At 66.6% G+C, this 13942-nt stretch carries 10 protein-coding genes; 5 read left to right on the top strand and 5 right to left on the bottom strand.

The features are described from left to right. From glyS to gloA, 5 genes are read left to right on the top strand one after another with little or no spacing between them, the layout of a single operon-like run. Entirely contained in the window at positions 1 to 2097 is a 2097-nt protein-coding gene (gene glyS, locus CCR84_RS05285; protein WP_201210337.1) for a glycine--tRNA ligase subunit beta, read from the top strand. A 28-nt stretch (positions 2098 to 2125) separates the two neighbouring features. Next, positions 2126 to 2662, top strand: a complete 537-nt coding sequence (gmhB, locus tag CCR84_RS05280; protein WP_201210370.1) for a D-glycero-beta-D-manno-heptose 1,7-bisphosphate 7-phosphatase — start codon at positions 2126 to 2128, stop codon at positions 2660 to 2662. Continuing rightward, on the top strand, positions 2662 to 3408 hold the full coding sequence (locus CCR84_RS05275) for a lysophospholipid acyltransferase family protein (protein ID WP_207186223.1): 747 nt from the start codon (positions 2662 to 2664) through the stop codon (positions 3406 to 3408). Before gmhB ends, CCR84_RS05275 begins: the two co-directional genes overlap by 1 nt. Next, entirely contained in the window at positions 3389 to 4138 is a 750-nt protein-coding gene (locus CCR84_RS05270) for a M48 family metallopeptidase (RefSeq protein ID WP_201210336.1), read from the top strand. Before CCR84_RS05275 ends, CCR84_RS05270 begins: the two co-directional genes overlap by 20 nt. Before the next feature lie 38 nt (positions 4139 to 4176). Then, positions 4177 to 4557 carry a lactoylglutathione lyase gene (gene gloA, locus CCR84_RS05265; RefSeq protein ID WP_201210335.1) on the top strand — a complete coding sequence of 127 codons (381 nt, stop codon included), beginning with the start codon at positions 4177 to 4179 and terminating at the stop codon, positions 4555 to 4557. Between the two features lie 16 nt (positions 4558 to 4573). Here gloA and CCR84_RS05260 read toward each other — a convergent pair whose 3' ends face one another. The 5 genes from CCR84_RS05260 to CCR84_RS05240 form a co-directional block, all read right to left on the bottom strand. Beyond that, complete coding sequence (locus CCR84_RS05260) at positions 4574 to 5257, bottom strand: hypothetical protein (RefSeq protein WP_201210334.1); 684 nt, start codon at positions 5255 to 5257, stop codon at positions 4574 to 4576. A gap of 460 nt (positions 5258 to 5717) precedes the next feature. Then, positions 5718 to 6527 (bottom strand): hypothetical protein, encoded by an 810-nt coding sequence (locus CCR84_RS05255; protein ID WP_201210333.1) that lies wholly within the window; start codon positions 6525 to 6527, stop codon positions 5718 to 5720. Positions 6528 to 6539: 12 nt separating this feature from the next. Next, positions 6540 to 8228, bottom strand: coding sequence for a CHASE2 domain-containing protein (locus CCR84_RS05250; protein WP_201210332.1), 1689 nt, complete (start codon positions 8226 to 8228; stop codon positions 6540 to 6542). A 10-nt stretch (positions 8229 to 8238) separates the two neighbouring features. Beyond that, complete coding sequence (locus CCR84_RS05245) at positions 8239 to 12180, bottom strand: two-partner secretion domain-containing protein (protein ID WP_201210330.1); 3942 nt, start codon at positions 12178 to 12180, stop codon at positions 8239 to 8241. Between the two features lie 15 nt (positions 12181 to 12195). After that, positions 12196 to 13887 (bottom strand): ShlB/FhaC/HecB family hemolysin secretion/activation protein, encoded by a 1692-nt coding sequence (locus tag CCR84_RS05240; protein WP_201210328.1) that lies wholly within the window; start codon positions 13885 to 13887, stop codon positions 12196 to 12198. Positions 13888 to 13942 lie beyond the last annotated feature (55 nt).

Raw genomic sequence — 13942 nt, 5'->3', positions numbered from 1 at the left:
ATGAACGCCACCCTGCTCGTTGAACTCCTGACCGAAGAACTGCCGCCGAAGGCGCTCTCCAGGCTCGGCGAAGTCTTCGCCGCGCAGATCCACGCCGGCCTCGCCGACCGCAACCTGGTCGCCGCCGGCGAAGGCTACCAATGGTTCGCGACGCCGCGCCGGCTGGCGATCCAGGTGCCCGAAGTGCTCGCCGTCGCGCCTGACGCGACCGCCTTCGAGAAGATCATGCCGGTCGCCGTCGCGCTCGACGCCGCCGGCCAGCCGACGCCGGCGCTCCTGAAGAAGCTCGCGGCCAAGAACATCCCGGTGTCCGAACTGCCGAAGTTCGAGAAGCGCATGGACGGCAAGTCCGAGACCTTCTTCTACCAGGCGACCGTCAGCGGTGCGCGCCTCGGCGAAGTGCTCGCGGGAATCGTCGCCGACGCGCTGAAGAAGCTGCCGATCCCGAAGCTGATGCGCTGGGGCGATTCGGAGCACCAGTTCGTGCGCCCGGTGCATGGACTGGTCATGCTGCACGGCGAGAGCGTCATCCCCGGTGAGCTGCTCGGCCTCGTCAGCGGCCGCACGACGCGCGGTCACCGCTTCCTTTCCGCGGGCGAGATCGTGCTGGGTACGGCCGATGCCTACGCTGAAACCTTGCGCGAGGAGGGCAAGGTCGTCGCCAGCTTCGCCGAGCGGCGCGAGTCGATCGCGCAGCAGCTCGCGGCCAAGGCCGCCGAACTGGGGGCGACGATCAACCGCGCCGAGGGGCTGCTCGACGAGGTCACGGCGCTGGTCGAATGGCCGGTCGTCTATGTCGGCGAGTTCGAGTCCGAGTACCTCGAAGTGCCGCAGGAATGCCTGATCCTGACCATGCAGCAGAACCAGAAGTACTTCCCGCTGCTGGATACGCAGGGCAAGCTGCTCAACAAGTTCCTGATCGTCTCGAACATGGCGGTCGCCGACCCGAAGCACATCGTCGGTGGCAACGCGCGCGTGGTGCGCCCGCGCCTCTCGGATGCGCGCTTCTTCTACAACCAGGACCGCAAGGCCACGCTCGCCTCGCGCCTGGACAAGCTCGGCAACGTCGTCTACCACAACAAGCTCGGCTCGGTGCTGGCGCGCGTCGAGCGCCTCGAAGCGCTGGCGCAGAAGATCGCGCAGCGCCTGTCGCCGCACGGCTCGACCGTCCCGGCGCTCGCCGCGCGCGCGGCGCGCCTGGCCAAGGCCGACCTCGTCACCGACATGGTCGGCGAATTCCCCGAACTGCAGGGGATCATGGGCCGCTACTACGCGCTGCACGACCACGAGGACGCGCAGGTCGCCGACGCGGTGCAGAGCCACTACCAGCCGCGCTTCGCCGGTGACGCGCTGCCGCAGGGCAATGTCGCCTGCGCCGCCGCGCTTGCCGACAAGCTCGACGCGCTGGTCGGCTTCTTCGGCATCGGCCAGATCCCGACCGGCGACAAGGACCCGTTCGGCCTGCGCCGCGCCGCGCTCGGCGTGCTGCGCATCCTGATGGAGTCGCCGCTGCCGCTCGACCTGGCCGAACTGATCGACGACGCCTGTGCCGGTTTTGCCGCCGGCGTGTTGACGCACCCTGTTGCCGACCCGCTGCTCGACTTCATGCACGACCGCCTGCGCGGCCTGCTGCGTGACGCGGGCCATGCCCAGGACGCGATCGAGGCGGTGCTGGCGCAGCGGCCGACGCTGATCGACCGCGTTCCGGCGCGGCTCGACGCGGTGCGCGCGTTCCAGCGCCTGCCCGAGGCCGAGGCGCTCGCCGCCGCCAACAAGCGCATCGGCAACATCCTGCGCAAGGCCGACCCGGCGACCATCGGCGAGCCCGACCTCGCGCTGTTCGAGGAAGCGGCCGAGAAGGCGCTGTTCGAGCGCCTCGTCCTGCTGACGCCGCAGGTGCAGTCCTTCGTCGCCAACGAGGACTACGCCGACGCGCTGAAGGTGCTGGCCTCGATCCGCGCCGAGGTCGACCGCTTCTTCGACGAGGTGATGGTGATGGCCGAGGAACCGCTGATCCGCGCCAACCGGCTCGGTCTCCTGCGCGCGCTGTCGGTGCAGCTGAACGCGGTCGCCGACCTGTCGCGGCTGGCGGCCTGAACGGCCTGCGGGAGTCATCGTCATGCCAATGAAACTCGTCATCCTCGACCGCGACGGGGTCATCAACTACGACTCCGACCAGTTCATCAAGTCGCCGGCCGAGTGGAAGCCGATTCCGGGCAGCCTGGAAGCGATCGCGCGCCTGTGCCAGGCCGGCTGGCGCGTCGTCGTCGCGACCAACCAGTCCGGGGTCGGTCGCGGCCTGTTCGACATGGACATGCTGAATGGCATCCACAACAAGATGCACCGCGCGGTGCAGTCCGCCGGCGGACGCATCGACGCGGTCTTCTTCTGCCCGCATACCGCCGAGCAGAAGTGCGATTGCCGCAAGCCGCAGGCGGGGATGTTCAAGCGCATCGGCGAGACCTACAAGCTCGATCTCACCGGCGTGCCGTCGGTCGGCGATTCGCTGCGCGACCTGCAGGCAGCCGCCGCGGTCGGCGCCTGGCCGATGCTGGTGCTCTCCGGCAAGGGCAAGAAAACCCAGGCTGCGGGCGGATTGCCCGAAGGCACGGTGACCTTCGCCGACCTTGCCGCCGCCGTTGACCACATCCTGAAGCCCTGATGCGCCTGATCTGCCTCCTCCGCTCCTCGCTGTTCGCGGTCCTCGTCACGCTGTGGACCATCCCCTTCGGCATCCTCGTTTCGCTGGCGATGCTCGGTTCGCTGCGCCTGCGCTTTGCCATCATCGCGCTCTGGCGGCACGGCTTCATGGCCTTGTCGCGCTACGTGCTCGGCATCCGCTACCGTGTTATCGGCCGCGAGAACATGCCGGCCGAGCCTTCGGTGATCCTCGCCAAGCACCAGTCGGCCTGGGAAACCGTCGGCCTGCAGGACATCTTTCCGCCGCTCGTTTTCGTCCTGAAGCGCGAACTGCTCAACATGCCCTTCTTCGGCTGGGGCCTGCGCGCGATGAAGATGATCGCGATCGACCGCGGCAGTCGGCGCGAGGCTCTGAAGCAGGTCGCGACGCGCGGAACCGATCGCCTGCGCGACGGTTACTGGGTGGTCATCTTCCCCGAAGGCACGCGTGTCGCGCCCGGCGAGCAGGGACGCTACCAGCCGGGCGGCGCGCATCTCGCCGTTGCCGCCGGCGTCAAGGTCGTCCCGGTCGCTCACGACGCCGGCGAATGCTGGCCGAAGAACGCCTTCGTCAAGACTCCGGGGCTGATCACCGTCAGCATCGGCCCGGCGATCGATACGCACGGACGCTCCGAACTGCAGATCGGCAAGGAAGCCGAAGCCTGGATCGAAGCCGAGATGCGGCGCCTCTCGCCGCACCGCTACCCGGATGCCACGCCCGCTCAGTAGGGCCGACGCCGCCGGGGAGGCGGCCCGGCTGATCGTGCTCGGCGAACAGCGCATCCCCTACCGCCTGCGCCGCTCGTCGCGGCGCAGCATCGGCCTGCAGATCGACGGCAGCGGGCTGGCCGTCGCCGCGCCGCAGCGGGCGCCGCTCGCCGACATCGAGGCGGTCATCTGCAAGCACGCCGGCTGGGTGCTGAAGAAACTCGACGAATGGCGCCGGCGTCCGCCACCGCCGGCGCCGCCGGTGATCGGCGACGGCAGCCGCGTCGCCTACCTCGGCGGCGAGCTCGAACTGCGCGTCCGCGTCGGCCGCGAGCGGGCGCAGTGGCGCGACGCTCTCGAAGCGGCCGCCGAACTGCAGCTCTGCTGTCGCGACGACAGCCCGGAAACGGTCGCCGCGGCCTTGCGCGCGGCGCTGTGCGAGCGCGCGCGACCGCTGTTTGCCGAGCGGCTGGCGCACTTCTGTTCCCGTCTCGGCGTGCCGGTGCCGCCGCTGGCGCTGTCGTCGGCGCGCACGCGCTGGGGCAGTTGCAGCGAGCGCGGCATCCGGCTCAACTGGCGTCTCGTGCAGTTGCCGCCGGCGCTGATCGACTACGTCGTCGCCCACGAGGTGGCGCACTTGGTCGAGATGAACCACGGCCCGCGTTTCTGGTCTCTGGTCGAACGACTCTACCCGGACTGGCGCAGCGCCCGCGCCGAACTGCGCCAGCGCGCGGCGCACTGCCTGCCCTGAGTGTCCACAGCCTGCACCCTGCCAAGGAGAAGAAAACCATGCGAATCCTGCACACCATGCTGCGCGTCGGCAACCTCGAGCGCTCGCTTGCCTTCTATACCGAAGTCCTCGGCATGCGCCTCCTGCGCCGCCACGACTACCCCGAAGGCCGCTTCACGCTCGCCTTCGTCGGCTACGGCGCAGAGGCCGACAACGCGGTGATCGAGCTCACGCACAACTGGGATACGCCGTCCTACGAACTCGGCAACGCCTTCGGCCACATCGCGCTCGAGGTTGCCGATGCCTACGCCGCCTGCGCCGAGATCAAGCAGCGCGGCGGCAAGGTCGTCCGCGAAGCCGGCCCGATGAAGCACGGCAAGACCGTGATCGCCTTCGTCGAGGATCCCGACGGCTACAAGGTCGAACTCATCCAGAAGTGAATTGCGGGGCCCCGGCTCAGGACTCGAAGACATCCCTGACGAAGCCCTCTCCCTTGCATGAAGGGCAGGGTTCGGCGACGACCGTCAGTTCCGACCTCATCTCATACCTGGGCTTGTTTACGAGGTCGGACCAGTGCGTGTGGCAGTCGCAGTCGGGGCATTTTTTCCGGGCGGGGGGTGGATACTCCTCCTCGAACGCCCGGCGAGCTTTCTTTTCGGCGGCGATGTGCGCATGGGTAGAACGCCACAGGCAGTACTGTTCCAAAGCAAAATCACGGTCACGAGGGTTGCTGACGGGGCTTAACTCGTAGCGTTCGTTGGCGCGTTTTCTGGCGCAAAGCGCGCGCCCCTCGACGAAATAGAGAAGGATGAATTCGCTGTTGTCAGGCTGTATCAGGGGGTCGAAAACGACGTGACGCTGTCCGCGCCACAGGCCGACCCAAACTTCCTGGCATCTCTGCAGATGGTCGAGGCAGTTCAGTTTGGCCAGTTCTGCCAGGGCATCCTCGAATTGAGCCGTCTCCCGGCCAGCCGCGCGTCGCGTCCGGATTTCGTCTTCCAGTCCCTGTCGGTCAAAGTCGACGCTGGTGACGAGCTTGCCGTCTTGCAGACAGAAGAAAAACGCACGGAAAGGCGTCACGCCGAGCCCCCCGCGAGTCCTTCCGTCCCTGCCTACGAACCAGTGAATGTCTTCGCTCATGACTGACTGTCTGTCTCGCGAGCCTCATCCCGGCGCCCTCACTGGGAACGGAGGACAAAGGTGGACGTCCCTTCGGAATGACGGATAAGCGGATTGGTGGCCTGCAGCGTCGGCATACTCTGATGGTATGCAAGGACGAGGATAGCGCCATATCCGCTGGCTTGTCCAGCTTTCCCGTCCCGTATCATCCCGAACTGCGTGTACGCAGCGAGGTGAATTACTCCCGTCTTGTCCGTGAGACGGCTTGTCATGACAATTTCTACCACTGCCGCTCAGTGCAAATCGAGTGGCAGAGGGTTTTGTCGTAATTGACGAGCAAGCGTGAGGACAGCGGCCCGACTCAAACAGGGGCGCCGTTCGCTGCGACGCGATAAAGGCGGTCGGAGCGTGCACATGGTCGGCAGGCCTGTACGCGACCGGGACGAGCTGGGCGTCCCGGCAAGCCTGAGTCGGTAGTGGCTCAGTCCATTCCCGGGGCGTTGCGGCGGCCCACGACTTCAGCCATTAGCCGGTCGCGGTCGAAGCCCAGGCCGGCGCCGTCGCAGGCCATTGCAGCGAGGGCTTTCCGTTCTCCGCCGTTCAGTGCGGGATCTTTCTCGATCCTGTTCAGTTCCTCGGCAAGTGGGGCGCTCGCTGCCGTATCCAGGGTGCGAAAACTTCCTTTGAAGACTTTCCCGCCCGCCGACAGTTGCCATTGATAGCTCCTGCCCGCCTGCACCAGGCCGGCTGGCAGCGTGAACGCCCCCTTGAGCTCCTGGGTCTGGTAGATGGGACGTCCTTCCGAGTCGCTCAGTTCGAAGCTTTCGATCGCCGGCAGCGCTTCGAGGAAGTTGAAGCTCACCGGCGTCTTCCAGGCGAGCACGTTGCCGCGCGGGAAACCTTCCACCCGGTCGCTGACGATGTCGCGCTTGATGCCTGCCTGCACCGTGACATTGCCTTCCGACAGCGTCTTCGCCATGTTGCGGAAGCGCGTGAAAAAGCCCGACGACGAGGATTCGCTCAGCTTGTCCTGCAGGCGCTCTCCCGCGCTCAGGTCGACGTAATAGCCTTGTCCGCTCGGCTTGCGCAGCAGGGCGCGGGCCTGTCCCCGGCTCACTGCAAGATCGCTGCAGTCCGGTACCGACACCATTCCGCTCCCCACGCGGGCAATCGCCGGCACGGTCACGAGGTCGGCGCTGCCCGAGAGCAGGCAGGGCGTGGCGGCGGCGGCGAGCCCGGGCGACAGGAAGGCGGGCAGGGCCAGGCAGCCCAGAAAAATGATCTTCTGCATGATGACGGAACCTCAGGTGATGAATGATTCGACGACGATCCAGGTCACGGCGGCAATCGGCAGCAGCGAGGTGAGGAATTCCAGCAGTGCCCAGAAGGCGGCGACGGGTGTCCGCGGCAGCGCGAGAAATATGAAACGCAGGTCGTCCCGGCGACGCAGCAGGAAAGCGGTGACGTATTCGCCCGTTTCGGCCATGAATCCCTTGACCTCGCCCGCCTGCTCCCGCCGGCCGTCCCCGGCCAGAAACTTGTCGAGAACTTCTACCGGCGAGTAGGCGGAATGGACCGGGTCGGCAAAACGGTCGCGCAGGCGGCTGAGGCTCAGGCGCACTTCCTGCTGGGCCGCGCTCTTGCGGTTCCACTCGGCACAGTAAAGCAGCATCGCGAACGCCATGAAGGCGATGGAAAACTGGCTGCCGTTCTTCAGGGCGACGGTGCTGACCAGCAGAAGCCCCCAGAGGACAGCGCCCGAAGCGGCCAGCACGGCCCACAGCGCAATCACCGCGCCGCCGAAGGCATGGGCGCGCAGGATGCGCTGCTCGTGGGTCTCGGCTGTCTTCAGTCCCTGATAGCGCAACAGGTCCCGGTAGTAGCGGCCCCACATGGCCTGAAAGAGTGCCGCCAGCAGGATTCCCAGCAGGACATCGACCAGCTTGCAGATGGACTTGGGAATTTCCCTGAGCGGATGGGTCAAGGAATAGAAGATCCCGGCATGGACCACCGCACCATAGCGCTCGCCGTTCAGGGTCTCGAAGCGATCGTCGATGCCGTATTGTCCGCCGAGGAATACGACCCGGCCGGCCAGATCCCCGGCCTCGGGGATTTCATCCACTGCCGAGAAGGCGGAGATGTTGTGTTCGAGTGCCGGGTCGAAGTAATTGGCATTGATCAGCTTCATGCCCTTGATCGACAGCCCATTGCCGGTGGCGTTCAGGAAAAATCCGGGATCGAGGAAGTCGGCCTGCTCGATCCCGCCTCCGGCAATCTTCGCGCAGGCCGCGGGGCGACGGGCCCTGCCTGTCTCGTCGTGCCCAGCGTCCTGCGGCTTTGTCTGCGCGGGCTGCAGCAGGCGCGCGGCCACCTGCGCGAACGTGGGCAGTTCGGCGCTGTAGCGCAGCACCATGCCGTCGCTGGCATGCAGGGTGGACAGGCCGAAATGGACGCCGCCCTGGCAGAGCTTCTGCATCCAGGCGAATTTCTGCTGGCGCAGTTCGAGGTCTTCGACCGGGAGCGGGGTCGCCAGCACCACCGGGGTCGTCCGGGCGGCTGCCAGCAGCAGCTCGTCCAGCTGCGCCTGCGCCCGGACTTCCTGATCGCTGCGCGCCCGGATGGGCGACAGATCCAGGTCGACGGCGAGCAGCGACGGGTGGGCGTCGAGCACTGCGGCGAAGACCTCGGACAGCTTGCGCCGCTCCAGCGGCGACACCTGGCGGAAGTCCCTCTCGTACATCTCGTTCGAAATCAGCAGAACCCGGGGGATGGTTTCCGGTCGGTCGTTCAGTGCTGCCGCCTTGCCGAGCGTCGGCAGGTCGATCGACGAGGCCAGGCTGTAGGTATAGGACTCGACCCGGTCGAAAACCGAAAACATGCTGAGGATCGTCACCAGCGTCGCCGACATGATCGACATGTACAACTGCTTGTCGGCAATGACCTGGCGGGCCACCAGCAAAAGCTTCAGCAGACGGGGTTTGAGCTGCGTCATGCGGAACAACTCAGTTCTTGCGGAAGAGGAAGTCGCCGCCCGGCGTATGACCGGCCGAGAGCAGGCCACCCAGCTGCGGCTCCTGGGGGAAATCCTTCTCCACTTCTTCCTTCACCGCCATGTGGATCTGAGTCGCCGTCGATTGTCGATCGACCTGGGCCAGTGCTCCGATCAGGTGATGCGCGAAGATCGAGTGCCCGCCGAGACCATCGTCCGACACCGGCTCTTCGCCACCCGAACTCAGGGCCAGCACGGAACGCCGCAGCAGGATTTCCTCGGCGCTCTCCCCCCGGCTTTCCACCTTCGCTTCCTTGGTCAGCGTGCCGGAGAAGCAGCTGTCCGATACCAGCAGGATCTGGCGGGCCGGATTGGCGTTGAGCAAGCGGGCAATGTCGCCGTTCGAGATCCAGGTTTCCGGGTTCGTCTCGTTCGCATCCACCGGCAGCCAGAAGCCCTGCCGGGTGTCGTCGAGCTCGTAGCCGTGGCCGGCATACATGACGACGATGTTGTCGTTGGGTCCCGCCGTCTCGGCAAGCCGTTTGAGGGCCAGGATCATCTCGCGCTTGCCGGCATTGGGGACGACCTCGACCTCGTAACCGAGGCGTTCGCGCAGCAGACCGCCGACCGACTCCACATCGCCGACGGGTGTCTGCAGCGCCGGAATGTTGCCGCTGTAGGCGTTGTTGCCGAAGAGCAGGGCCGTCTTGCGCCCGCTGCCCTTGGCCACGGCGAGCGAATCGATGCGCTCCGGAACGCAGACTTCGGAAGCGGTCTGCGTGCAAGCGGGGATATCGGCTGCCGCGGGATTCCGCCTGATGAGGTCCAGTGCTTCACGATACAGCTCGGTGCGTGCATTCCGCCGGCCTATTTCGGCGGCCAGGAAGGCCGTGAAACGGTCAGGTGCCGTTCCCGATTGAGCAGGGGCGCCGGCCCCTTCGCCGTCCGCCGTACTCGCGAGGGTCAGGCTGGCTGCCGGTGTGACGTCCAGGACGGGCGCGCGATCGGGCAAGCTCGTGGCCAGCGTCGGCGGCAAAACGAGCGGCGCCTGGCGCTCCGTCGAGGTCGGTACTTCGGGGCGGACCGGGGGCTCGGGAGGTGCGACGGAAGCCACGCAGTTCGGGGCGAAGCTCAGGCAGGGATAGCCGCCATTGGCTCCGCTGAGGATCTTCCATACGGGAGTGCTGAAGTTCCAGTCGGCGGCGACGAAGTTGGCTTGGTTCTGCATGTCGGCGGTGCCGAGGCCGATGACCCCATCGCTGGACCCATTGCCGACGCCAGACAGCCCGGAATTGACCTCGCTGTCCCAGAAACTGCCGCTTACCGAACTGAACGGGCTACTAGACCCGATCAGTCCGCCAATATAGCGACCTGTCCCGCTCACACTGCCGGCGGCGTAGGTTCTGGTGATCGTTCCAAGGTTGTATCCTGCCAGCCCGCCGACGAATCCAGCCCCGGCAACGCTGCCGATCGCGTAGGCGTCGGTGATCGTCCCCTTGTCGTTGTATCCAAGCAATCCGCCAACATAGTCGCCCGGCCCCGTCACGCTGCCGCTGGCGTAAGCGCTGGTGATGGCTCCGCTGCTATATCCGGCAAGACCGCCCAGATAGGAACTGGGGCCGTATTTATTGCCGGTCCCGATCACGCTACCGGTGGCGTAGCTGTTGCTGATCGTGGCGCCTTCGTTGTCACCGACCAGGCCGCCGATAAAGGAATCATGGCCCGTCACGCTGCCGCTGGCGTGGCTGTTGGTGATCTGGCTGTAGTTGAGACCCACGAGCCCACCCACGGCGAAATCGTCCGAGGTCACGTTGCCCGTCGCGTAGCTATTGCTGATCGGGCCGTAGTTGTAGCCAGCGAGTCCGCCGACGAGGCCGTTGCCGTAGACCTTACCGGTCGCGTAGCTGTCGCTGATCGGGCCGTTGTTGTTGCCTACCAGTCCACCGGCATTGCTTCCGGCGCCACTGCTGACATTGCCTGTGGCGTAACTGTTGTTGATCGGGGCATCATAGTTGATCCCCACCAGGCCGCCGACCGAGTCGAGGCCGCTCGCATCGACCTTCGCGAAGCTGTTGTCGATCTTTCCGTAGTTCTCTCCCACCAGCCCGCCGACAAACCCTCGGCCAGTTACGCTCCCGCCGACCAGGCCGACGTTGCGCAACGAGGAACTGCTTGAAGTGGATCCGAACAGGCCAACCCCGATGGTTTGCGGGAAGTTGATGGTGAGTCCGGTGATGGTATGCCCCAGTCCGTCGAACTTGCCGGTGAAAGGATTCCTTCTGCCTCCGAGCGGCTGGAAGCCGGCCCCCCCGTTCCAATCGCTCGTGGTCGACGCATCGATGTCGCCGCCGAGCGCGTAGCGGCCGCCGAGATTGCCGTTGACGCCCTGCAGATCGAGGCCGGTGAGGCTGCCCTGGGCGCCGAGCGCATTGATCACCGTGTAGGGCAACCCGTTGATCGTCAGGAAGCCTGTGCCCGAGCGCCCCGGAAAATCCACCCGGCCGGCGAAGTTTCCTTCCGCGTCGAATCCCATCAGCACCTTGCCGCTGCCGGGCTCCAAGTTCAGACTGGCCTCGCCGGAAGCGGTCATCACCGCGTTGATGCGCACGTCGTTGGTCGCCCTCAGCGTCAGCGTGTTACTGCTCCAGCTCACCGCGTCATTTACATGGATGTTGCCGTCGCTGCCGGGGGTGCTCACGATCTCGAAACTGGTGGTGGCGAGCGTGGCAGACAGCGCGGTGCCGCTGATGTCGCCGCCGCTGGCCGCGATCGTGAAGCCGTCGGGGTCGATCAGCCAGGTGCCGGTCCGGCCCTGCGGCGCACGGGTGTCCATCTGGATGCCGTCACCGATCCTGACCCGGCTGCCCGAGGTCTCGACGAAGCCGCCCTCCCCACCTCCTTTTCCACCGGCGTCGCCGCCGCGGGCGCTGATGCTGCCGTCCATGCGCGTGATGCTTCCAGGATTCTCGAGGTCGGCGATCAGCGTGACCGTGCCGCCCCGGCCAGCGCTGCCGGGGGCCGCGTCGGCTGCGATGCGCCCGGAATGATCGATCTCGTCCGAGGCGATCAGCTCGATGCGGCCGCCGTCGCTGACGAGGCCGACGGCTTCGAGGCTGCCCGAGTTGCGCACGACGCCGCCCTGGAGCCGGTTCGCGGCCAGCGCCGAGAGGATGATCTGGCCGCCGGGCGCGAGCACCGCCTGCCGGTTGTCGACCAGCGCCGCGATCTCGGACGGCTCGACGAAGACGCGTGTTGCTGCCCCCGCCAGTTGCAGCGTGACGACCTCACCCGCTGCGAGCACCACGGTGCCTGCCTGCGCGACGATGACGCCCTGGTTGCGCACTTCCGGTGCCAGCAGCGCGATGTAGCCGTCGATTCCGGCCTGCAGGCTGCCTTCGTTGATCAACGCTGCGCTACTGCCATGGCGCCGGAAGATGTTGTTCCCGGCCATGAAGTCATCGGTCGAGAGGGTGTGCGTGGTGGCCACGAGCCCGCCGACGTCCACCGAGGCGGAAGGAGCGAAGTAGACGCCGTTGGGGTTGGTCAGGAAGACCTGTCCGTTGGCCTTGATGCTGCCGAAGATCTGGCTGGGCTGCGTATCCAGCACCCGGTTCAGCGTCACCGCAGCGGCCGAGTGCTGGACAAAATCGACGCGGGCCTGGCTGCCGACGTTGAAGGTCTGCCAGTCGATGACCGCACGGTTGCTGGTCTGCGTGACGGTCATGGCAGCCCCGGACTGGCTGAGGCTGGCCTGGCCGGCGACGACCTGGCCGCCGGTGGGCAGCTCGGTGGCGGCGGGTGGGGCTGCCAGTGTCGGCGATCCCAGTGCCAGCGCCAGCAGCGGGGCCAGCGGACGCGCGCAGCGGCTGGCCTTGCCGCGCGCCTTGGCGGTTTCGGCGACGGCCACCCAGGCGCCCGTGATCGCGTTGAAGACGATGCGGAAAGTGTGGTTCATCAATCGTCTCCGCGATCAGATGGGCAGGCTCGCGGACAGCCAGCCTCGGTTGAGTGTTCTGCTGCCATCCTGGTCGGTGCCTGCCAGCGTCGGATTGGGGTTGTTGCCGATGCGGTGGGCCCAGGTGGCCTTGAAGCTGACGCCGAAGGGGGAGAGCCATTCCAGGGACAGGCCGGCGCCTTCGAGACGGTAACGGTTGAGCTGCGCGGCACCGGGGAAGTCGTTGTCGCTATTTACCGTCACCTGGCCCCAGTCGTAGAAGCCGGCCAGCGTGAGCTTGTGCGGCAGTTTGGCGCGCAGTTCGAGGCTCAGCAGCTGACCGCTGCTGCCGCCGGCCTCGTTCACCGGATAGGCGCGCACGCCTGCCGGCCCGCCCAGGTAAAACTTCTCCGAGGAGTCCAGATTGTCCTTGGCCAGCTGCCCAGAGTAAGCGGCGTAGAACGACAGCGGGCCGGAGATCATCTGGTGGCGCGACGCGGCGAAGGCGAGCTTGAGGTAACGCCCTTCGCTGCGCGGGCCGGCCAGGTCGGCAGCCTGGTTCGGCGATCCGTCCAGGTCCACCCTGCCACTGACGAGGCTGAGGTTGGCCATGCTGGCCCCACCGCCGAGGATGTTGTCGAAGCGGTTGCCGACGAGGCTTGCCGTCAGGCTGTCCACCCGGTAGTTGCTCGTCGTCTGTGCAGCCGCGCGGTTGTCGAAGCGCTTGTGGTCGGCGACGAGTTTCAGATAGAGGTTGGACAGGCGCGAACGCAGCAGGGGGTAGCTCGCGTCGAAGCCGAAGGCGGAAGAGCTGCCGGTCAGATCCGCAGCGGCGAATTCGTCGGCGACGACGCGGTAATCCAGCCGGGAAGCGTGGGTGCCGACGCGCCAGCCATTGACGCCGACCGGCAGCATGAAGCCCAGGCGCAGGTAATCGCTGCCTTGCGAATGGATGACATCGAGCGTCGCCTGGTCGCCCCGGCGCAGCGGGCTGTTGACGGCGAGGCCGGCGATCACCCGCGGGCTGCCCGTCGAGCGGGCTCCGTGGTTGTCCAGGTTCACGACGCCATTCAGGTAGGGGCCGTCCGCCAGCTTCAGCACCACGTCGGTTTCCCCGTGTGCGGCGCCTTCGCGCAGGCTGGCCGTGGAGGTCAGTCCGGGTAGGTCCTCGATCAGCAGCAGGGCCCGGTCGAGGGCTGCGGCGTCCAGCGGCTCGCCCCGTTTCGACGCCGTCTCAAGTAGTCCGGTGATGGTCTCGGTCTGCACCCGGGCCAGCGGCACGCCGTCGAGCACAGCCTTGCCGAAGACGGCTTCGACGATCTGCAGCATGACGACGCCGTCGCGGATGACCTGTCGTGGCACATAGACCCTCACGATCCAGCCCGCCGCGCGATAGGCTTCGCCGACAGCCGCCGCGGCCTGCTGCAGTTCGTTGAAGCTAAGCGGTCGGTTCAGATACGGCGCGACGACCGGCGCCAGCTGTGCGTCGCTCAGCAGCTGATTGCCGACGAAGCGGAAAGCGCGGACGGTGACCGTCGCCCCCGGCAGGCCGCGCATCGGCGCAGGCAGCGGGGCGATCTCGGGTCCGGGCGACGGGGTCGGTAGCGACGGGCGGCTCTGTTCCATCTGCTGCATCAGGGAACCGGCATCCGGCGGTGTCTGGGCATGGCCTCCGCTCGGGAGCAATCCGAGTGGCAGGAGCGCCAGGGCGTAAAGGTAGGATTTCATGGAGGAGGCGCTCAAACGGGGTGGATTCGGCGAGCGCAGCGCGTTTTCAAAGCCC

It is taken from the genome of Rhodocyclus purpureus, assembly GCF_016653115.1.
GTDB lineage: Bacteria > Pseudomonadota > Gammaproteobacteria > Burkholderiales > Rhodocyclaceae > Rhodocyclus > Rhodocyclus purpureus.
This window is presented reverse-complemented; position numbering and strand designations above follow the sequence as displayed.

Excerpts from the sequence above, each read along its gene's own strand:
- gmhB (WP_201210370.1), top strand. The coding sequence starts at position 2,126 with ATGAAACTCGTCATCCTCGACCGCGACGGGGTCATCAACTACGACTCC.
- CCR84_RS05270 (WP_201210336.1), top strand. The coding sequence starts at position 3,389 with ATGCCACGCCCGCTCAGTAGGGCCGACGCCGCCGGGGAGGCGGCCCGG.
- CCR84_RS05260 (WP_201210334.1), bottom strand. The coding sequence starts at position 5,257 with ATGAGCGAAGACATTCACTGGTTCGTAGGCAGGGACGGAAGGACTCGC.
- CCR84_RS05255 (WP_201210333.1), bottom strand. The coding sequence starts at position 6,527 with ATGCAGAAGATCATTTTTCTGGGCTGCCTGGCCCTGCCCGCCTTCCTG.
- CCR84_RS05245 (WP_201210330.1), bottom strand. The coding sequence starts at position 12,180 with ATGAACCACACTTTCCGCATCGTCTTCAACGCGATCACGGGCGCCTGG.
- CCR84_RS05250 (WP_201210332.1), bottom strand. The coding sequence starts at position 8,228 with ATGACGCAGCTCAAACCCCGTCTGCTGAAGCTTTTGCTGGTGGCCCGC.
- gloA (WP_201210335.1), top strand. The coding sequence starts at position 4,177 with ATGCGAATCCTGCACACCATGCTGCGCGTCGGCAACCTCGAGCGCTCG.
- glyS (WP_201210337.1), top strand. The coding sequence starts at position 1 with ATGAACGCCACCCTGCTCGTTGAACTCCTGACCGAAGAACTGCCGCCG.
- CCR84_RS05275 (WP_207186223.1), top strand. The coding sequence starts at position 2,662 with ATGCGCCTGATCTGCCTCCTCCGCTCCTCGCTGTTCGCGGTCCTCGTC.
- CCR84_RS05240 (WP_201210328.1), bottom strand. The coding sequence starts at position 13,887 with ATGAAATCCTACCTTTACGCCCTGGCGCTCCTGCCACTCGGATTGCTC.